Annotated in this window: 16 protein-coding genes and 1 riboswitch; all 16 genes read left to right on the top strand. The window is 55.2% G+C overall.

The window, feature by feature from the left end:
* Positions 1 to 12: 12 nt before the first annotated feature.
* Entirely contained in the window at positions 13 to 3,576 is a 3,564-nt protein-coding gene (locus tag VGM48_RS09935) for a TonB-dependent receptor (protein ID WP_331578566.1), read from the top strand.
* A gap of 28 nt (positions 3,577 to 3,604) precedes the next feature.
* Entirely contained in the window at positions 3,605 to 5,143 is a 1,539-nt protein-coding gene (locus VGM48_RS09930; RefSeq protein WP_331578564.1) for a RagB/SusD family nutrient uptake outer membrane protein, read from the top strand.
* A 91-nt stretch (positions 5,144 to 5,234) separates the two neighbouring features.
* The gene (locus VGM48_RS09925) at positions 5,235 to 6,821 is read left to right on the top strand and encodes a flavin monoamine oxidase family protein (protein WP_331578562.1); all 1,587 of its coding nucleotides are present in this window, start codon (positions 5,235 to 5,237) and stop codon (positions 6,819 to 6,821) included.
* Between the two features lie 31 nt (positions 6,822 to 6,852).
* A complete protein-coding gene (locus tag VGM48_RS09920; protein WP_331578560.1) occupies positions 6,853 to 8,037 on the top strand; it encodes a histidinol-phosphate transaminase in 1,185 nt (394 codons plus the stop codon).
* 9 nt (positions 8,038 to 8,046) lie between these two features.
* Positions 8,047 to 9,042, top strand: coding sequence for a hypothetical protein (locus VGM48_RS09915; protein WP_331578558.1), 996 nt, complete (start codon positions 8,047 to 8,049; stop codon positions 9,040 to 9,042).
* A gap of 2 nt (positions 9,043 to 9,044) precedes the next feature.
* A complete protein-coding gene (gene proB, locus VGM48_RS09910; RefSeq protein ID WP_331578556.1) occupies positions 9,045 to 10,079 on the top strand; it encodes a glutamate 5-kinase in 1,035 nt (344 codons plus the stop codon).
* A gap of 1 nt (position 10,080) precedes the next feature.
* Positions 10,081 to 11,331 carry a glutamate-5-semialdehyde dehydrogenase gene (locus tag VGM48_RS09905; protein ID WP_331578554.1) on the top strand — a complete coding sequence of 417 codons (1,251 nt, stop codon included), beginning with the start codon at positions 10,081 to 10,083 and terminating at the stop codon, positions 11,329 to 11,331.
* A 176-nt stretch (positions 11,332 to 11,507) separates the two neighbouring features.
* Positions 11,508 to 13,028: an alpha-N-arabinofuranosidase gene (locus VGM48_RS09900; RefSeq protein WP_331578552.1), complete on the top strand. Its 1,521-nt coding sequence runs from the start codon at positions 11,508 to 11,510 to the stop codon at positions 13,026 to 13,028.
* A 5-nt stretch (positions 13,029 to 13,033) separates the two neighbouring features.
* Positions 13,034 to 14,380: a glycoside hydrolase family 27 protein gene (locus VGM48_RS09895; RefSeq protein WP_331578550.1), complete on the top strand. Its 1,347-nt coding sequence runs from the start codon at positions 13,034 to 13,036 to the stop codon at positions 14,378 to 14,380.
* Positions 14,381 to 14,402: 22 nt separating this feature from the next.
* Positions 14,403 to 14,498, top strand: a riboswitch (TPP riboswitch).
* 40 nt (positions 14,499 to 14,538) lie between these two features.
* Positions 14,539 to 14,745 (top strand): sulfur carrier protein ThiS, encoded by a 207-nt coding sequence (gene thiS / locus VGM48_RS09890; RefSeq protein ID WP_331578548.1) that lies wholly within the window; start codon positions 14,539 to 14,541, stop codon positions 14,743 to 14,745.
* 12 nt (positions 14,746 to 14,757) lie between these two features.
* Positions 14,758 to 16,308, top strand: a complete 1,551-nt coding sequence (gene thiC, locus VGM48_RS09885) for a phosphomethylpyrimidine synthase ThiC (RefSeq protein WP_331578546.1) — start codon at positions 14,758 to 14,760, stop codon at positions 16,306 to 16,308.
* Complete coding sequence (locus tag VGM48_RS09880) at positions 16,301 to 16,906, top strand: thiamine phosphate synthase (protein ID WP_331578544.1); 606 nt, start codon at positions 16,301 to 16,303, stop codon at positions 16,904 to 16,906. Before thiC ends, VGM48_RS09880 begins: the two co-directional genes overlap by 8 nt.
* On the top strand, positions 16,869 to 17,651 hold the full coding sequence (locus VGM48_RS09875; protein WP_331578542.1) for a bifunctional hydroxymethylpyrimidine kinase/phosphomethylpyrimidine kinase: 783 nt from the start codon (positions 16,869 to 16,871) through the stop codon (positions 17,649 to 17,651). Before VGM48_RS09880 ends, VGM48_RS09875 begins: the two co-directional genes overlap by 38 nt.
* Complete coding sequence (locus VGM48_RS09870) at positions 17,606 to 18,256, top strand: thiamine phosphate synthase (RefSeq protein ID WP_331578540.1); 651 nt, start codon at positions 17,606 to 17,608, stop codon at positions 18,254 to 18,256. The genes VGM48_RS09875 and VGM48_RS09870 overlap by 46 nt, the downstream gene beginning before the upstream one ends.
* 2 nt (positions 18,257 to 18,258) lie before the next feature.
* Positions 18,259 to 19,026: a thiazole synthase gene (locus VGM48_RS09865; RefSeq protein WP_331578538.1), complete on the top strand. Its 768-nt coding sequence runs from the start codon at positions 18,259 to 18,261 to the stop codon at positions 19,024 to 19,026.
* A gap of 13 nt (positions 19,027 to 19,039) precedes the next feature.
* Entirely contained in the window at positions 19,040 to 20,176 is a 1,137-nt protein-coding gene (thiH, locus tag VGM48_RS09860; protein WP_331578536.1) for a 2-iminoacetate synthase ThiH, read from the top strand.
* Positions 20,177 to 20,185: the final 9 nt, after the last annotated feature.

The following is a 20,185-nucleotide window of genomic DNA, read 5'->3' as shown; positions in this document are numbered from 1 at the left end:
AAACATGACGGTATGACAAGAAAACTAGAACGCAGCTTTATGGGGTTTGGGTTGCTCCTATTGTTCCTGATCCTGGGACAGAAAGGATGGGCTCAGACGATCAGACTCGATCTCCGGGGAACGGATCTGAGTAAAGTCGTTGCGGCGCTGCAGCAGCAGGCGCCCACGGTGAATTTTACCTACAGTCAGGAGGTTCTTGAGAGGGTGAAAGTGGATCGTATTCAGCTGAAGGCGGCGCGTCTGCAGGATGCGCTGGAGACCTTGCAGAAGCAATACGGTTTGCGCTACCTGCTGGATGGGTCTAATCTTACCCTCAAGTATGTGCCGTTGAATGCCTCGCCGCAAGCGCCGATGAGCGGCGGCCGGCGGATCGAAGGGACGGTGGCTGACGAGAATGGTCAGCCTGTCAGGGCCGCGACGGTACAGGTGAAAGGGACGCAGAATGCGGTGGTCACGGACGATAACGGCCGTTATTCCATCACTGTAACGGCAGGGGCGCACCTGGAAGTCTCTTCCGTTGGATTTGGCACCCAGGATGTCCTGGTAAAGGGTATCAGTCCGCTGGATATCCGAATGCATCAGGGGCGTGACGCATTGAATGAAGTGGTTTTTGTCGGGTATCAAAAAATACGCAAGAGCGATTTTACCGGGGCGGTTGCCAGCGTGAAGGCCAGTGAGCTGAACGTTTCGGCGCCCACCGTCGGTCAGGGGCTTGTGGGCAAGGTTGCGGGGGTGGTTGTATCGCAGACCGATGGTTCTCCGTATGCGAGCCCGAAGATCCGGGTTCGCGGGGTAAACTCGTTTAATGCCAGTACCGATCCCTTATACGTGATCGATGGATATCCTGCGGGGAATGACCTTTACATCAACCCTAACGATATTGAATCCGTGGACATCCTGAAGGATGCCGCATCGGCCGCCATCTACGGATCGCGGGCTGCGGGCGGGGTAATCCTGATCACGACGAAGCGGGGAAAAGCGGGCAAGGGCAAGCTGGAATATGACTATCAATATGGCGTCAATCAACTGGCGCATAAGGTGAAGCTGCTGAATGGAGATCAGTTTGCACAACTGGTGATCGACGGCCGTAATGACAGCTATAAAGACCTTGTGCAGAACCAGGGTATTGTGTGGAATGATGCTATGTATCTTGACAATAACGCAACACGGGTCGCCAGGGTTGGGAACGGATCTTCCGTCAGCATTCCGACCGAATTGTATGATTTCAACACCGGCAAGGAGATGAAGCAGAAGTATAATACGGACTGGCAGGATGAATTATACCGGAATGCCCCCTTTATGCGGCATAATCTGGCTTTCTCCGGCGGTACGGATAAGGTAAAATATATGCTCAGTGGGGATTACCAAAGCCAGGATGGGATCATGCTGAACACCAGCCAGCAGCGGGTGAATTTCCGTGCCAATATTGATGGAGATGTGAACGATAAGGTGAAGGTGGGCGCCAGCCTTTCCTATACGGGCAATACGAACCATGAGACACAGGAAGGGCGTTGGGACCACAGTCCGGCGTTTGGGGCGCTGATCTATATGCCCGTATTTCCGGCTTACAATCCGGACGGCAGCATAGCGCAGTATCTGGCGGATGCGGAATCGGCGCAATATGGGTATCAATCCATCGAGAATCCCATTGCAACGGCCGAGATGACGCAGATCAAGCGGCAGGGCAACCGAGCCACGTATAACGCGTATGCCACATACGAAGTGATCCCGCACCTTGTGTTCAAGACCAACCTGGGATTGCAGACTTATGGCGAGAAATATGACTATTATCTGCCGACTTCGTTAAGTAACGGCACCAATCCGCCTTTTTCCGCGGCGTCCATTGCGGCGGCGAATTCGGTCGCTCAGAATCTCAACCAGAAAGATCAGTTGGCTGAGTTTACCCTTACGTATGACAAGCATTTCGGACCGCATGCGTTAAATTTCCTGGCTGGCTATACAGCGCAGCAGACGAGCAGCGATGTACTGGGTATTACGGCCAAGGGTTTCCAGAACGATCTTATTCCCCAGGTGACTGCCGGGACACCGGGACAGATCACTATCAACAGCGGTTCGGGAAAGAGTGCATATACCCTGAACTCCTATCTTGGCCGGGTGCAGTATAACTATGAAGGGAAATATTATCTGTCGGGTTCTTTCCGGACGGATGGTTCTTCCCGGTTCGGTGCTGCGAATAAATGGGCGGTATTCCCGTCGGTGAGTGGTGGCTGGACGATCTCGAAGGAAAATTTTTATAAGGGATGGCTTGAGGAGAATACGAGTCTGCGGTTACGGGCGTCCTGGGGCCTCAGCGGAAACAACAATATCGGGAACTACAATACTGTGCAGACGTATAATAGCCCTTCGGGTGTCATCTTTGGCAACAATGTGATCTCGCAGGCCTACCTGGCGGGTAATGTAATGGACAATGGATTGGAGTGGGAGTCGACCCAGCAGTACAATGTAGGAATCGACCTGGGGATGTTCCGTGACAGGATCCAGCTGATCGCCAATTTCTATGACAGCCGCAGCTACAATCTTCTTGTCAACAACAATATCTCTGCCGTGTCGGGTTCTTCCACCATTCTCACAAACCTGCGGAACTCAAGGATCAGGAATCAGGGTTTTGATCTCCAGGTGGACGGAAAAGTGATCCAGAGCCCGGGTGGTTTCAACTTCAATGTAAGCGGGAATATCTCGATCAACCGGAACAAGGTGCTGAACCTGGGTGGGGCCAGCACGATCGTCAGCGATGGCGCCGAGCGGCAGTATATCACTCATATCACGGAAACGGGCCAGCCGATCGGCATGTTCTATGGGTATAAGGTTGCGGGTATGGTCCGCGCAAAGGATACGGCCGGGATCTCCGCCGATACAAAGGTGTATAATGCTAATGGCCAGTCATTCCCCAAGGGATACAAACTGATGGGGCCTCCCCGGTCGCTGGCACAGACCAATGCCCTTCGTCCGGGTGATCTTTACTTCAAAGATGTCAACGGAGACGGAGTTGTCAACGCCAGTGATCTCGGGACCATCGGTTCACCTTATCCGAAGTTTACTTATGGGTTCAGCCTGTCGGCGAGCTATAAGGCCATCGACGCAAGCGCTTCCTTTGCCGGCAGTTATGGGAATCAGATATTGGACGGACAGGATTACTATCTGTTCAATATGGAGGGTTCGGGTAATCAGTACGAAGTGGTATCGCAACGCTATCGTTCGGAATCGGAGCCAGGCAATGGCCAGGTTTATCGGGCATCGCGTGCGGGTACGCAGAGCAACAGCACCAGGCTTTCCACTTTCTATCTGCAGGACGGGAGCTTTTTACGGTGTACGAATATCTCGATCGGGTATAACCTGCCGAATATTTCGGTTCTGCACAAGGCGGGGCTCAGCGCCATCCGCGTCTATGCCGGGGTGAACAATGTCTTTACGATCACCAAATACAAGGGCTATAATCCGGAGGTCGATTATAACTATGCTATCGGAAGCAGCGCGGCGAATCTGACACCGGGTGTCGACTATGGGGTATATCCGCTTGTCCGGGCTTACAATATGGGTGTTCACGTAACCTTCTGATCTTCCAGCACATTTTAAAACTGATATGATGAGAAATAAAATTATAGCGACTATCGGGGTGGGGCTGATCCTGTTCTGCTCCTGCAAGAAAAGCTTCCTGGAGCAATCGAACCCGAATTCGGTGACGATCCCGGCCTTTTTTACCTCCGAGACGGATGTTCTGCTGGCGATCAATGGATGCTATTCCGCCATGAAGAACAATAATGCGATGGGTGAGGAGAGCGATCTTTTCACGGATGAGCGATCGGATGACGCGGGTACCAATGACAACCAGTCGAATGCAGGAGAGCCTTTTCAGTTCAACAATTTCTCTCTTTTGCCGACGAACTCTTACCTATATAGCCACTGGAAGCAGATGTACAGCGCCATTTCCCAGTGTAATATCGTATTGGCGAATGTCGACAAGGTGACCTTTACCGATAGTCTTAAGCCGACGTATACCGCGGAAGCCAAGTTTCTGCGTGCGATGCTGTTCTTTGACCTTGTCCGGGAGTTTGGAGATATTCCCATGGCTACCGTTCCGCTGAATTCCCCGGCGCAGATCACGGCGGCTACGTATCGGGTGCCGGCCGCGCAGGTTTATAACCAGATCATCGCCGATCTGGTCGACGCCACCAGGAGTAATCTGCCGGTGCGTCAGCCATCCGGTAACCGTGGACATGCGTCGATGCAGGCCGTCAATGCCCTGTTGGGAACGGTTTTTCTTACGAAGTTTGCCACCCTTGACGGCGGGAACGGCGGGACTGCACCGAACACCGATCTGGACAGCGCCGAGTATTATCTGACGACCTGTTATAATCAGCGGACCTTTACGGATCTGAAGACGATACCCTATACGGACAATTTCGATGTCACTAAGAAGGGCAGCTGTCCCGAACCTATCTTCCAACTGGTCTTTCTCCAGGGGGATGTAAACTATCACTCCAATATTGCGGCCGACGCACAGGCGGCAGGGGAGTTTATCACAACCAAGAAAGTTCAGAGCGGGGTCGGGTATAATGTGACGCATGATCTGGTGAAAGAGTATGAGGTAACCGATCCCCGGGACAGCTTCTCTATCCGGTATGATACCTTTAAGACGGTAAAGGACTGGTATGTGACCAAGTACCGGGATACGAGCGCTTCCGCGGGCGCTAATGGCTATGGTGGAAATGATTTTCCGGTGATGCGGTATGCCGACGTCATTCTGAAGCTGGCGGAAGTGAATATGTACCGGGGCAACACCACGCAGGCCATCCAGTATCTGAATATCGTGCGGACGCGGGCGAAGATGCCGGACTATGCGACTTCGATGGCGGATGCCAATTACAGTTCGAAGTACCCGACGCTGAAACTGGCGATCCTGCACGAGCGGCGGAGCGAACTGGCTTTTGAGCATTACCGGTGGTTCGACCTGCTGCGGTTTTTCAGCATCAATGACCTGGTGGCCTATATTCATGCCAAGAACCCGGCGGATTGGGGGTTGGCGAATATTGCGAATTTCAGTATGAAGGATGAGTATTATCCCATACCGTATAATGAGACCATCCTTGATCCGAAGAGGATGTATCAGAATCCGGGGTATTGATCACCAGGGGAACTTAATATCGAAACCGCGACAACCGTCGCGGTTTTTTTGTATTTTTAGTTACCAATTCTAACATTTCATTTTTTTCTATTTGAACTCTTTAACGCGCAGGGATTTTCTTAAAAAGGCGGGGGTATTGGCCGGCGGGGCTTATCCGGCGATGATGGCGATGGGGCTTGTGCCGGCTGCACCGGTATATCCTTTCCGGTTGGAAGGGAGTGGAAGCGGGAAGGAGGTGGTGATCTTGGGCGCCGGGCTGGCGGGGATGGCTGCGGCTTATGAGTTGACGAAGCTTGGATATCATTGCACGATACTGGAAGCGCGGGACCGGGCCGGCGGAAGATGCTGGAGTGTCCGCAGAGGATCGGTGAATGAGGAGACGGGCGGCGGGCTTCATGCGGCGGGTTTTGATGAGGGCCAATATTTTAATGCAGGTCCGTCGCGAATTCCCCACCATCATGGTCTGACGCTGCATTACTGCAAGGAGCTGGCGGTGCCGATCCAGGTATATAACAATGTAAACGAGAATACTTATTACTATAGTGAGGGAAAGGGGCCGTTATCGAATAAGCGGGTGCGGGTGCGGGAAGTGCATAATGACATGCGGGGCTGGATGGCGGAATTGCTGGCCAAGGGGATGGATGGGGGTAAGGTCGATGCGGGGATGAGCAGGGAGGATACCCTGAAGGTGATCGAGTATTTGCGGGCCGAGGGCGGATTGGATATCGATAAACTTTATAAGGCCTCGGCACGTCGCGGATATATCGAATCGCCGGGGCCGGGCGACCGGGAGGGCAGGATCGGAGAGCCGTTGACCCTGCTGGCCATGCTGCAGTCGGGGCTGCTGGACCCGGATTTTTATAATGTTGCTGAATACACCTATGAATTACAAGGGACGCTGTTTCAAGCGGTTGGAGGGATGGACCGGATCGCCGTTGCGTTTGAGCAGAAGGTGGGTTCCATGATCCGTTATCATTCGGAAGTCAGCAGTATCCACAACCTGGAACAGGGGGTTAGGGTCGGTTATAAAGATAAGACGGGTGAGAAGGTGATGAATGCCGATCTTTGTATCTGTACGATCCCTTTGCCGGTGCTGAGCAATATCGATCATAATTTTGGCTCCGATGCCAGCCGGGCGATCGACTCCATCGTCTACATGTCGACCGGGAAGATCGGGTTGCAGTTCAAGCGCCGGTTCTGGGAGGAGGACGAAGGGATTTACGGCGGCATCACGCATACGAACAATCAACTGACCCAAATATTCTATCCTTCCTATGATTATTTGAGCGGTAAGGGAATCCTGATCGGATATTATAATTTTAATGAGAAGGCAGTAGCTACGGGTAATCTTTCCTATCCTCAACGGGAGCAACTGGCATTGGACAAGGGCGGCATGATCCATCCGCAATACAGGCAGGAATTCGAGACTTCATTTTCGGTGAGCTGGCATAAGACAAAATACAATCTTGGCGGATGGGCGCTGTACTCGGCGGAGGAGCGGCAGAGTTTATATAAGGCCTTAGTGCAGCCTGACAAACAGGTTTACTTTGCGGGCGAACATATGACCTATCTCAATGCATGGATGGCGGGGGCGCTTGAATCGGCCCGGAGTGTGGTGGCGGCCGTGCATAGCCGGGTGACGGGTCAGCATTTTTCGTATCCGGGTTTTGGAAGTTAAGTAAGTATTCAACCACCAAAAATATACTGTTATGGGCAACTCAATCAGTCGTCGCACCCTGCTCAAGAGGGGAGCTCTATTGGCCGGCGGCCTTCCTTTTGCCGCCAGTCTGCTGGATAAGGTCCAGGCCAGCCCGGCAATTATAAAACCGGGAGATGTTTCCATCCCTTATACGGAAGCCTGGACGGAGAAGCAGATTGCCCTTGCATCTCCGGTGCCGCTGAAGGCCCGGCTCTTTGCGAATGAAAATCCTTTTGGCCCATCCGACAAGGCGAAGAAAGCGCTTATGGAAGCGTTGCCTACGGCTTATCAGTATCCGTTCCGGTCGATGAGCGATCTCACCGATAAGATCGTGCAATTCGAGGGGATCAAGCAGGATAACCTTATGATGGCCGCAGGTTCCTCGCCGCTGCTGATGGCTGCGGCATTGTGTACCAGCAAACCCGGGGGGAACGTCATTACGGGTGATCCTTCCTATGAAGACCTTCCCACGCGGGCTACGCGGATGGGGGAAAAATGGGTTAAGGTCCCGTTGACGGCCGAATACAAGCTGGACCTGGTGGCGATGGAAAAGGCGATCGATCCCAATACCGGGCTTGTCTATATCTGTAACCCCAACAATCCGACGGCCACGGTAGTGGATACTGCGGAACTGAAGGCGTTTGTGGAGCGGGTATCGAAGCGGGTGCCGGTGTTTGTGGACGAAGCCTATATCGATTATCTGCCGGACCCGCAGGGTACGACGCTGGTGCCAATGGCGAATTCGATGCCCAATATCATCGTGGCGAGGACATTCTCGAAGCTATATGGTTTTGCGGGGTTGCGCCTGGGATATGTGGTGACGCAGCCGGATATGATCAAGGACCTGTCGCGATATACCGAGGGTTTTATGTCGATCAGTGCGACGACGCTTCAGGCAGCGATCGCTACCTACCAGGATCGCGAGTACCTGGATGCGGCGTTGAAGAAGACGGTCGCTTCCAAGGAATTTCTATATGAGGTATTAAAGAAGGAAGGGTACACCTATATCCCTTCGAGTGCGAATTTTGTTCTCTTCCCCATCAAGATGGAAGGGAAGCAGTTTGCCGACGAGATGATGAAACGGGGAGTCGGCGTGCGGTTTTGGAAATTCAATAACCAGGAATGGTGCCGGGTGAGTATCGGCCGCATGGATGAAATGGAGGCGTTTGCTGCCGCATTTAAAGAAATTTCATAACATTGCCGGATGAAGAATATCCTTTTATCGGCTTGCGTGCTGCTGGCCGGCATTTTCGCCGTGCGTGCACAGGATTCGGCAGCAAGCCGGGGCCTGACGATGGCGGAGTATCAGAAAACGCCGACATTTTTTGTCAAAGACCTTGACAAGGATACCTATGTCAAATTCGAGAATGCCTATATTCTCGACAAGGGCGGATTCGGGAAGCCTTATTTCATTACGGGGGATGACGGGAAGAAGAAGCGGATCGATCTGTATAAGCTGATCCTTAAGGATGGGCGGATCGAATTGGGGACTATGATCTTTTATTCGAACGAGAAGGGGCAGCGATGGGAGGCATGTATGCCCGGGTATAAGGCCGACGCCAAGGTGTGGGAAAAGTATTTTGAAGATATCCATGCTATAGAGAAAGACGAGCCCAATTTCGTGCTGAAGCTGTCGTATGTGTTATCGAAAGAATTGGGATATCAATTGTACCGCAATGCTACGGGTGCGGGAGGGAAGGATGTCAGCCGGGAGTCCGGTACTTATGGCAATGATATTTGTTTCCCGGGGGATATGGAAGTGGCGATGGCGGGCGGGGTGAGGAAACCGCTCAGCGAGGTAAAGCCTGGTGATGCCGTGGTGACGGTGGACCCTGTGACACATCAGGAGAAAGCGGTGGTGGTGAAGGCGCTGGCCGTTCATGCCGCAAAGAATTATGCGATCACCAAACTTTTGCTGGTTGGTGCACGGGAGACGTGGGAGCGGCAGATCCTGTTGTCGACAAGGGTTTTGGAGGCGACGCCAAATCATCCGATGACGACGGCAAAAGGGGAAAAGAAAGCGGGTGAGCTGGCTGCTGGAGATAAGGTCTTATGTATGGATGCAAGGTCGGGCCAATATGAAGAATTTGAAGTGTGGGATAAGAAAGAAGGCGCAGGCGGGATGCAGAAAGTGTATAATATTGTTGCCGCGGAGGGGAATACGCTGATCCTAAACGGCGTTATGGTCAAACAGAAATAAGGATGCAAAAGCCTGTTTTGGTTATCAAGTTGGGTACGGCGGTGCTGACCACTGAAAAAGGGGAGATCGGTCAGTCCACGGTCAGGAAGGTGGCGGCGGGGATTGCCGCGTTGAGCAATGACTACCGGATGATCCTGGTATCGAGCGGTGCGGTGGGTAGCGGCAAGAGTTTTTTTTCCGGATACAAGGGCACGCTGGCGGAACGGAAGGCTGCCGCGGCCGTGGGTAATCCCATCCTGATCCGGCATTACCAGAAGCATTTTTCCGCTTATAACATACCGGTGGCGCAAGCCTTGTGCGAGCGGCAGCATTTCTCCAGCCGGCCGCGTTTTCTCCAGTTGAAAGAGACGTTTGAAGAGTTTTGGAAGAACGGCATATTGCCGGTCATGAATGAGAACGACCTCGTCAGTAACGTAGAACTGAAATTCTCCGACAATGATGAGCTGGCTACGCTGACCGCGATCGGGTTCGATGCGGAGACGCTTTTGCTTTGCACTTCTGTCGGCGGGTTTATGGATTCGGAGAAGAGGATCATCCCGGTGGTTGAAAAGGTGGATGCGCGGATAATGAGCTATGTCCAGGAAGGAAAGAGCAGTCTTGGCCTGGGGGGGATGTTATCAAAACTGACCTTTACGCGTCTGGCCACCTCTCTGGGGATCCGCGTCGTCATCTGCGGGCTTGGCGGACCCAGTCCTTTTGCGGATGCCCTTGCGGGAAAGACCGGGACGAGTTTTATTCCCCGGGTTTCCAACCTGCGGGCCCGGCAGAAATGGCTGGCCAGTGGGTCGATCACTTTGGGCAGTCTTTATCTGGACAGGGGGGCGATCCGGGCGCTCGAACGGCGGCATAGCCTGCTTAGCGTCGGTATCCGGCGGGTGCAGGGCAAGTTTGCTCCGGGTGAGGTGGTGCAGCTGAAGGATGAGGAGGAGCAGATCATAGGAGTTGCCAAGGTAAAACTGGGGGCAGGGGAGATGACTGCCAAATTAGAGAATAAGAACACGATTGCCGCACATGCGGACGACATAGTACTATTTTGACATGAGCACAAAGCGTATCGAACCGTTGATCAGGAGGACCCATCGGGCGGCGGTGGAACTGAGGAAGGCCAGCGACAAACAGGTGAAGTCTGCGTTGCTATCGCTAGCCGGCAGCCTTGAGGAACAGGGCGCCGCGCTTTTGCGGGCTAATGCCAAGGATGTTGCCCGGCAAGACCCGGGCAGTCCGCGGACGGACAGGCTGCTTTTGAATGAAATGCGGTTAAAGGCCATTGCGCAGAGTATCCGCAAAGTGAGCCGGCTGCCGGACCCTTCGGGTAAACTGCTGGACAGCCGGACCCTGGCCAATGGATTAAAAGTGGAGAAGCGGGCTGTGCCGCTTGGCGTCGTGGGTGCGATCTATGAGTCGAGACCTAATGTTACTTTCGATATCGCGGCTCTTTGCCTGCGAAGCCGCAATGGTTGTCTGTTGAAAGGCAGCCAGGAGGCGGCCGATACCAATCGGGCGGCAATGGTGCTCATCAAAAAGGCGCTGAAGACGGCCGGGATCCATCCCGACTGTGTGACGTTGCTGCCGCCGGAGCGCGAGGTGGTCCAGGAATTATTCACGGCTACGCGCTGGGTGGATGTGTTGATCCCCCGGGGTTCCGATGCGCTGATCCGTTATGTGCGAAGCAATAGTCTTGTGCCGGTGATCGAGACGGGGGCGGGGGTTTGTCATGTTTATGTCGAGAAAGAAGCCGACCTGGATAAGGCCGTGGCGATCGTCGTCAATGCGAAGGTTTCCAGGCCCTCCGTTTGCAATTCGATGGATACGCTGCTGGTGGACCGGGCGGTGGCCGGTAAGCTTCTGAGGCGGCTGCGTGCACCTTTGGAAAGCTATGGGGTGGAGGTGTTTGCGGATGCGGAGGCGGCCCGGGCGCTTAAAGGTTATCCGATGCTGAAGCGGGCCCGGGCGGAGGACTATGCAAGGGAGTTTCTGAGTCTCAAGTGCGCGGTGAAGGTGGTAAAGGATATCGATGAGGCGCTGGAGCATATCGCGACCTATTCGACGAAGCATTCCGAGGCTATCGTATCGCGCAATAAGATGCAATGCGAACGGTTTCTTGCGGAGGTTGACGCCGCAGCGGTATATGCGAATGCATCTACCCGGTTTACGGACGGGGAGGAGCTGGGGCTTGGGGCGGAGATCGGTATTTCGACGCAGAAGCTGCATGCCCGCGGGCCTTTTGCATTGGAGAAGCTGGTGACTGAGAAATGGGTTATCCGGGGGACGGGGCAGATCCGGGAATAGGCATTCGGCGAGGTTCCGCTGAGGTTCCGGCGAGTTCCGGCGAGGTTGCGGCGGGCTTTTTGCGGGCTTTCAGCGGGCGCCCGGCGAGGTTCCGGAGTGCTTCCGACGGGGGCTAAGAAATTTTATTAATTGTCAAAAAAACGATTAATTTAGGGTTCATAAAACGATTAACGCATATGAATGCCACCAGGACCCTGCTTTTCTCCGTTTTTATTTTCCTTTCTTTTTCTCTTTCCGCGCAAAACACCGTTGGGCTGACGATACGCGACACGTCAGGACCGGTGATCAGCCGCAACATTTACGGGCATTTTTCCGAAGACCTGGGCCGGTGTATCTATGACGGCTTCTGGACAGGGGATCATATCCGAATGGATGTGGTGGAAGCGCTGAAGAAAATAAAAATCCCGGTCCTGCGGTGGCCGGGGGGCTGTTATGCGGATCAATACCATTGGCGGGACGCCATCGGTCCGCGTGATCAGCGGAAACATACCGTGAACACGACCTGGGGGATGGTCTCCGAGGACAATAGTTTCGGCACGCATGAATTCCTGCAGCTGTGCGATCTGTTGGGCTGTCAGCCTTATATTGCCGGGAATGTGGGGACGGGGACTCCTGAGGAGATGGAGAACTGGCTGGAATATCTCAACTATAACGGCAAGAGCACGCTGGCGGACCTGCGCCGGCAGAATGGGCGGGAGCAGCCCTGGGGTGTTTCCTTCTGGGGTGTCGGGAATGAGAGCTGGGGTTGCGGCGGGAGCATGACCCCGGAATATTATGCGGGTGAATATAACCGGTACTCGGAGTTTTGCAAGAACTATCCGGGGACCCGGCTTAAGCTTATCGCCAGTGGGGCGAACAGTGATGACTATAACTGGACGGAAGCGTTGATGAAGCATATCGATCGCGGGCGCACCTGGGGTATCTCGATGCATTACTACACGTTGGTTGGTTCCTGGGCGCATAAGGGATCGGCTACTCAGTTTACGGAAGATGAATATTTCCGGGCCATGGTCTCGTGTCTGCGGATGGAAGATATCGTCAGCAAGCATTCCGCGATAATGGATCGCTATGATCCGCACAAACGGATGGCGCTTGTCGTTGATGAATGGGGTATCTGGACGGATGCCGAGCCGGGGACCAACGGAGCTTTTCTGTACCAGCAAAACAGCATGCGGGATGCGCTTATCGCTGCGACGACCCTGAATATCTTTAACAATCATGCCGACCGGGTGAAGATGGCGAACCTGGCGCAGACGGTGAATGTCCTGCAAGCGCTGATCCTGACGAACAAGGATAAGATGTTGCTGACGCCGACCTATCATGTTTTTGACCTTTATAAAGTTCATCAGGATGCGCGGTTGCTGCCGATCCAGTATTACACCCCCGACTATGTACATGGTATGGAGAAAATTCCGGCCGTCAATGCTTCGGCGTCGAAAGACAGTGCCGGGGCGATACATGTTTCGTTGGTGAACCTGGATCCGGCCAAGAAGATCAGCGTCCGGGTGAACCTGCCGGGTATCCCCTTCAAGACGGTGCAGGGCGAGGTGCTCACTTCTTCCCGGTTTACGGATATCAATACGTTTGAAGACCCCAACCGGGTGAAACCGGCGGTCTTCAACGGCGCGAAAAAAGATGGCGCCGATCTCGTCGTCGAACTGCCGGCTATGTCGGTGGTTGTGCTCGAACTGAAATAAGCCTTATGCGATATTGGACCTGGTTGCCGCTGCTATTGATCGTCGCCGGCGTACGTGCGCAGGTGGCGATGAAACCGCCGATGGGCTGGAACAGTTATAATTGTTTTGGCTCGGCGGTGCATGAGGATGAGGTTCGGGCCAACGCGGACTACATGTCGCAGCAGATGGGCCGGTTTGGCTGGCAGTATATTGTTGTGGATTTTTTGTGGTCCTATGACAATCCGCCGGGAAGCCGGATCGGGAATCCTTTTCAGTTGCGGCTGGGAGACGGAAGCTATGTTCCCTGGCTGGCCATGGATGAGTGGGGCCGGCTGCAACCTCATGTCAACAAATTCCCTTCTGCCTTCGGCGGTAAGGGATTCAAGCCTTTGGCGGACTATGTTCATTCGCTTGGGCTGAAGTTTGGGATCCACGTCATGCGGGGGATCCCGCGTCAGGCTGTGTGGGCACATAGTCGGGTGATGGGAACCAAGGGAATTAGGGCCGATGCCGTTGCGGATACCAGCTCCACCTGTCCGTGGATGAACCAGATGTACGGATTGGATATGCGGAAGCCGGGAGCGCAGGAATATCTCAATTCCTTGCTGGCCCTATATGCGCAGTGGGGTGTCGATCTGATCAAGGTGGATGATATCTCGCGGCCGTACAGTGCGGCGGAGATAGAGGGATACCGGAAGGCGATCGATGCGTGTGGCAGACCGATGGTCCTCAGTCTTTCGCCGGGGGAGACACCACTTGCCGACTCGGTGCATGTGAAGGCGTTTGGGAATATGTGGCGGATGGCGGATGATTTCTGGGATAGCTGGCCCGAACTGTTGAAGATGTTTGACTATGCGAGGAAGTGGGAGGGGAATGGTGGTCCGGGGCATTGGCCGGACTGCGACATGCTGCAGATCGGAAAGGTCTCCAAGCGGGGGCCGGTGGGACCGGAGCGATACAGCCGGTTCACCGAGGACGAACTGATCACGCACCTGAGTTTTTGGTGTATCTACCGTTCGCCGCTGATGATCGGGGGTAACCTGCCGGATAACCGGGAGCTGGAGCGAAGACTTTTCAGCAATGCCGAGGTGCTTGCGGTGAATCAGGACGGCGTCAATCCGCGGCAGGTGGCTAAAGGCGATGGGAAGATGGTTTGGGTTTCGGATGCCGGCGGCGGTGCGGTGTATGCGGGGGTGTTCAATATCGGGGACAGTGCGCGGGAACTGTCCGTGGAGCTCGCTTCGCTGGGAATACGGCGAGCGGCCGTAGTGCGGGACCTGTGGAGGCAGCAGGATGGAGGCGTTTTCAAGAAACGGTATTCCAGAATGATACCCGCACATGGATGTGTGCTTTTAAAAATAATTCCGCGTTGAAATAATTTCCCCCTACCTTTGGCTTGTACTTTAGGGGTGCTCGTTAAATCGGGCTGAGATGATACCCTCAAAACCTGATCCGGGTAATACCGGCGAAGGGAAAAGGCGGACTTTCTCTTTCTGCGCAATGCAGCACCTCCTATCTTTTATTTTTTGTTATGCCGGAGGTGTCGATCAATCAAAAAAATTTCCAGTTGCGGGAGGACGGCTGTTTGGCCGATGTGCTGCCGCTTTTGCAAATCGGCGAGGCGGATGGGATAGCCATTGCCGTTAATGAGGCGGTAGTCCCGCGTGCCGGTTGGGCCGGTTACCTGTTGCAGGAAGGGGACCGGGTTTTTGTGATCAGGGCGACACAAGGCGGATAAAAATCTATTTTTATGAATAATGAAGTAAGCCGGGAGTCTTTTCCCGCGTCGAAGAAGATCTACATTCCCGGAAAGATCCATGCCTTGCGGGTGGCTATGCGGGAGATCCAAACGGGGGATGGGCCGGTGACCGTTTATGACACCAGTGGTGCGTATACGGACCCGGCCGTGGATATCGATGTACAGGCAGGATTGCCGAGGGTCCGGACGGAATGGGTGAAGGCAAGAAAGGGAGGCGGGAATGTGACGCAGATGCACTATGCGCGGAAGGGGATCGTTACTCCGGAGATGGAGTATATCGCGATCCGCGAGAACCTGGGCCTGTCCGGTGCGGGTATTACGCCGGAGTTTGTCCGGGATGAGGTAGCCCGGGGACGGGCGGTGATCCCTGCCAATATCAACCATCCGGAGGCCGAGCCGATGATCATCGGGCGGAACTTTCTTGTAAAGATCAATGCCAATATCGGTAATTCCGTGGTGAGTTCGGGTATCGGAGAAGAGGTGGAGAAGGCTGTATGGGCCTGCCGATGGGGCGCGGACACGATCATGGACCTCTCGACCGGCAAGAACATCCATGAGACGAGAGAATGGATCCTGCGAAACTCTCCTGTTCCGGTGGGAACCGTGCCGATCTACCAAGCGTTGGAGAAGGTGGGTGGCAAGGCGGAAGAGCTGACCTGGGAAATATACAGGGATACGCTGATCGAGCAGGCGGAGCAGGGAGTGGACTATTTTACGATCCATGCGGGAGTTCTTTTGCGTTATATCCCGCTTACCGCCAGGCGGATGACGGGTATTGTGTCGCGTGGGGGGTCGATCATGGCCAAATGGTGTCTGGCGCATCACAGGGAAAGCTTTCTTTACACGCATTTTGGCGAGATATGCGAGATCATGAAGGCGTATGACGTATCCTTTTCGCTTGGGGATGGGCTGCGGCCGGGCTCGATCGCGGATGCCAACGATGCGGCGCAATTTGCCGAGCTGGAGACGCTGGGCGAGTTGACGAAGATAGCCTGGGAGCAGGATTGTCAGGTGATCATCGAGGGTCCAGGACATATCCCGATGCACCTGATCAAGGAGAATATGGACCGGCAGCTGGCTGTTTGTCAGGAGGCGCCTTTTTATACTCTGGGGCCATTGACCACGGATATTGCGCCGGGCTATGATCATATTACCTCGGCGATCGGCGCTGCCATGATCGGGTGGTATGGGACTGCGATGCTTTGTTATGTAACACCCAAGGAACATCTGGGGCTCCCTAACAAGAAGGACGTGAAGGACGGGGTCATTGCCTATAAGATCGCCGCGCATGCCGCGGACCTGGCGAAGGGGCATCCCGGCGCGCGTTACCGGGATGATGCGCTTAGTAAGGCCCGGTTCGAGTTTCGCTGGCAGGACCAGTTCAATCTTTCGCTTGATCCCGATACGGCGCGGAGCTTTCATGATGAGACCCTGCCGGCGGAAGGTGCGAAGATTGCCAATTTTTGTTCGATGTGCGGACCGCAATTCTGCAGCATGAAGATCACGCAGGAGATCCGGGCCATGAATCCAGTATATGAATAATTTTCTTATCGCGGTACTGACCTTGCCGGGGAGTTTTGACGGTGAGGCCGACTGTCTCGAGGAACTGCTCGCGGCGGGAGTGGAGCATTTGCATCTACGCAAGCCTGAAATGGGTAAGCCTGAGCTTGAGCGGCTGGTGGCGCGGCTGGCGCCCCGATGGAAGTCGCGGCTGGTGTTGCATTATGAGCCGGAACTGGCGGTGCGTTTTGGTATCCCGCAGATCCACGGACCGGTGAGGATGGCTGTGGGGACAAACTTGCGGGTTTCCACGTCGGTGCATGGCTGGGAGGAATTTGCGGCGTTGCCGGATGGGTTGGCCTATGCGTTTATCAGCCCCCTGTTTGATAGCATTTCGAAGAAGGGGTATCTGGCGAATGCGGAGTTGTTATCCGTGCCGGATGCAAAGCTGCCCTGCCGGCCGGTGGGGCTGGGTGGGGTTAGCGCCGAAACTATCGGGGAGATGGTGCGGTATGGGTGGACCGGCGCGGCGGTGTTGGGATGGATCTGGGAGGAACCGGCCAGGGCGGTGGAGCGTTTTGAACAATTAAAAAAAGCAGTGGATGGAGCAACCCAGGGTATTGGTGGTGGCGGGTTATGACCCGAGCGGCGGGGCCGGGGTACTGGCGGATGTCAAGACCCTGGAGGCGCATGGCGTTTATGGGTGGGCGGTATGTACGGCGATGACCTGGCAGAATGAGCGGGTTATCCGGCGGGTGGATTGGACGCCTGAGAAGGACCTGTTCGAGCAGATGGATCTTTGTTTTGCCTCGGCGGATTTTGACTGGGTGAAAATAGGGGTCACACCTTCGCCGGGTGCGGCGGCAAATATCATCCGGCATCTGAAGCAACATAACCCGGCTGTGCGGGTGGTGTTGGATCCCGTGATCCGGGCAAGCAGCGGGTCGATGTTTTGGGAAGGGGGTGTGGCGGGATGGGAGGAACTGGCGGCGCAATGTTTCATGCTGACGCCGAACTGGGAAGAGATCGGGTGGCTTTATCCGGATGAGGACGTGATGGAGCGATGCCGGGTGCTGACGGCCTGGGTTGGCTGTCATTTGTTTTTGAAGGGCGGGCATCATCCGGAGCATCCGGGAAGGGACTATCTGTGGAGTGGGGGAAGGGTGGAGGTGCTGGAACCGGCCGGTGACGAGCCCGTCTATCCCAAGCATGGATCGGGTTGTGTGCTGGCCTCTGCGCTGGCGGCTAACCTGGCGCTTGGTCATGGACTGTCTGTGGCGGCAATACAGGCAAAGGACTATGTCAAACAATTTTTAAGCAGTGATAAAACCTTGTTAGGATGGCATCGATCCTTTGGAGGCCGCCGGGCCGGCTTTATTTTTTGACAATGGATGAGGCGCCGGTGGATCCTATTCAGCAGGTGGAGGCGGCCTGCGACGCGGGTATCCGATGGATCCAACTGCGGATGAAACTGGCGCCGGATGAGGAGGTATTGGAGGTGGCTCGGGCGGCAAAGAAGATCTGCATGGAGAGGGATTGTGTGTTGATCATCAACGACCGGGTGGCTGTTGCCGCGGAATCGGGCGCCGACGGGGTGCATCTGGGGAAGCAGGATATGAGCACAGCCGAGGCGAGGCGACTGCTGGGCGAGGGCCGGATCATCGGCGGGACGGCCAACACGATCGAGGATATCCGGGAACACTGGCGACAGGGGGCCGACTATATCGGGTTGGGCCCCTGTCGGTATACGACGACCAAGAAGAATCTTAGCCCCATCCTGGGACTTGCCGGGTATCAGCGGATCCTGGGTCAGATGAGAAGGGAGCAGATCCCGTTGCCGGTCGTCGCCATTGGCGGAATTGGAATGGAGGATGTCGCTCCCTTGCTGGATGCGGGTCTTCATGGGATCGCTTTTTCGGGGATGCTTGTGCGTGCGGAGGACCGGCCCGGGCTGGTGAGGCTGCTGGATGAAACCATTAAAAATTATTAGTCATGCTGACTATTGCGGATAAGACCTTTCATTCCCGGTTATTTACGGGGACCGGTAAATTTGGTTCGCTTGCCACGATGGAGGAGGCGGTGGTGGCCAGCGGCAGCGAACTGGTGACGGTGGCTTTGCGAAGGGTGGATACTCATGGTGGTTCGGGCGGCAATGAACTGCTGCGCCGGCTGCGGCATCCACATCTACAACTTCTGCCGAACACTTCGGGGGTGCGGAATGCGCGGGAGGCCCTCTTTGCCGCCGAGTTGGCCCGGGAGGCGCTTGGGACCCACTGGCTTAAGCTGGAGATCCATCCCGACCCGCGGTGGCTGATGCCGGACCCGGTGGAGACCCTGGCAGCGGCAGAAGAACTGGTGAAACGGGGGTTTGTGGTGTTGCCCTATGTCCATGCCGATCCGGTACTGTGTAAGCGCCTGGAGGAAGTGGGAGTGGCGGCGGTGATGCCGCTGGGGGCGCCTATCGGCAGCAACAGAGGACTGAGGACCGCCGATTTTTTGGAGATCATCATTGCTCAGAGTGGGGTGCCGGTGGTGGTGGATGCCGGTATCGGGTCGCCTTCTGATGCGGCTAAGGCGATGGAGATGGGCGCGGATGCCGTGCTGGTGAATACGGCTATCGCGGTGAGCGGCGATCCGGTGAAGATGGGGAGGGCCTTTAAGCTGGCGGTGGAGAGTGGGCGGATGGCGTTTGAGGCCCGGTTGGCCGGGGTACCGGCGGGGGCGATGGCGAGCAGTCCGCTGACGGCATTTTTGGAATAAGTATTTCGTGAGTATGTTCATTGAAGTTTTTAATAAATATGACTGGCGGGGTGTGAAAGAGGACATCTATGGCAGGACGGACCGGGATGTGGAGCGGGCGTTGGGCAAGCCGGTGCGTGACCTGGAGGACCTCAAGGCCCTGCTTTCGCCGGCCGCGGCGCCCTATCTCGAAGAGATGGCGCAGATGAGCCGGCGGATCACGCAAAAGCGTTTTGGTAAGGTGATCCAACTGTATATCCCCTTCTATCTTTCGAATGAGTGTCAGAACATCTGTACCTATTGCGGCTTTAGCTTTTCGAACAAGATCGCGCGGCGAACGCTGAGTGCGGGTGAATTGCTGCGGGAGGCGGCCGCCATCAGGGAGATGGGATATGAACATGTGTTGCTGGTGAGCGGGGAGGCCAATAAAACGGTCGGCGTGGATTATTTTGTAAAGGCGCTGGATGTATTACGGCCGCATTTTGCGCATTTGTCGATGGAGGTGCAGCCGCTGGAGTCGGGGGATTATTCGCTGTTGATGGAGCATGGGCTGAATACCGTCCTGGTTTATCAGGAGACGTATCACCGGGAGGATTATACGCTGCATCATCCCAGGGGAAAGAAGGCCAATTTTGACTACCGGCTGGGGACGCCGGACCGACTTGGGATGGCGGGGATCTACAAGATGGGGTTGGGCGTGTTGATCGGATTGGAGGACTGGCGGACAGACAGCTGGTTTACGGGGTTGCATCTGCGGTACCTGGAAAATCGATATTGGCGGTCGAAGTATTCGCTGTCGTTTCCGCGGTTGAGACCGCACGCGGGCGGGTTGGCGCCGAAGGTGGTAATGAGTGACCGGGAACTGATCCAGTTGATCTGTGCCTACCGGCTGGTGGATGAGGAGGTGGAACTGTCGTTGTCTACGCGGGAAAGTCCTGTTTTCCGGGATCATGCGGTGCGGGTGGGGATCACCTCGATCAGTGCCGGGTCGCGGACGAATCCGGGCGGATATGTGGTGGACCGGGAGTCGCTGGAGCAGTTTGAGATCCATGATGACCGAAGTCCCGAGGAGATTGCCGCGATGATCCGGCGGCAGGGATATGATGCGGTATGGAAGGATTGGGATCCGGTGTTGCAAGCCGGAAACCAGAACCGGGATGGGGTATGGTGAGCCCCCGGG

Origin of the sequence: Puia sp. (assembly GCF_036500295.1) — a bacterium.
GTDB lineage: Bacteria > Bacteroidota > Bacteroidia > Chitinophagales > Chitinophagaceae > Puia.
Note: the sequence above shows the minus strand (reverse complement) of the source record. Positions and strands in the feature narration are given on the sequence as shown.

Coding starts and splice junctions, on each gene's coding strand:
- VGM48_RS09880 (WP_331578544.1), top strand. CDS start 16,301: ATGAATAATTTTCTTATCGCGGTACTGACCTTGCCGGGGAGTTTTGAC.
- VGM48_RS09915 (WP_331578558.1), top strand. CDS start 8,047: ATGAAGAATATCCTTTTATCGGCTTGCGTGCTGCTGGCCGGCATTTTC.
- VGM48_RS09900 (WP_331578552.1), top strand. CDS start 11,508: ATGAATGCCACCAGGACCCTGCTTTTCTCCGTTTTTATTTTCCTTTCT.
- VGM48_RS09865 (WP_331578538.1), top strand. CDS start 18,259: ATGCTGACTATTGCGGATAAGACCTTTCATTCCCGGTTATTTACGGGG.
- VGM48_RS09930 (WP_331578564.1), top strand. CDS start 3,605: ATGAGAAATAAAATTATAGCGACTATCGGGGTGGGGCTGATCCTGTTC.
- VGM48_RS09920 (WP_331578560.1), top strand. CDS start 6,853: ATGGGCAACTCAATCAGTCGTCGCACCCTGCTCAAGAGGGGAGCTCTA.
- VGM48_RS09905 (WP_331578554.1), top strand. CDS start 10,081: ATGAGCACAAAGCGTATCGAACCGTTGATCAGGAGGACCCATCGGGCG.
- VGM48_RS09870 (WP_331578540.1), top strand. CDS start 17,606: ATGGCATCGATCCTTTGGAGGCCGCCGGGCCGGCTTTATTTTTTGACA.
- VGM48_RS09895 (WP_331578550.1), top strand. CDS start 13,034: ATGCGATATTGGACCTGGTTGCCGCTGCTATTGATCGTCGCCGGCGTA.
- VGM48_RS09935 (WP_331578566.1), top strand. CDS start 13: ATGACAAGAAAACTAGAACGCAGCTTTATGGGGTTTGGGTTGCTCCTA.
- thiC (WP_331578546.1), top strand. CDS start 14,758: ATGAATAATGAAGTAAGCCGGGAGTCTTTTCCCGCGTCGAAGAAGATC.
- proB (WP_331578556.1), top strand. CDS start 9,045: ATGCAAAAGCCTGTTTTGGTTATCAAGTTGGGTACGGCGGTGCTGACC.
- thiS (WP_331578548.1), top strand. CDS start 14,539: ATGCCGGAGGTGTCGATCAATCAAAAAAATTTCCAGTTGCGGGAGGAC.
- VGM48_RS09875 (WP_331578542.1), top strand. CDS start 16,869: ATGGAGCAACCCAGGGTATTGGTGGTGGCGGGTTATGACCCGAGCGGC.
- thiH (WP_331578536.1), top strand. CDS start 19,040: ATGTTCATTGAAGTTTTTAATAAATATGACTGGCGGGGTGTGAAAGAG.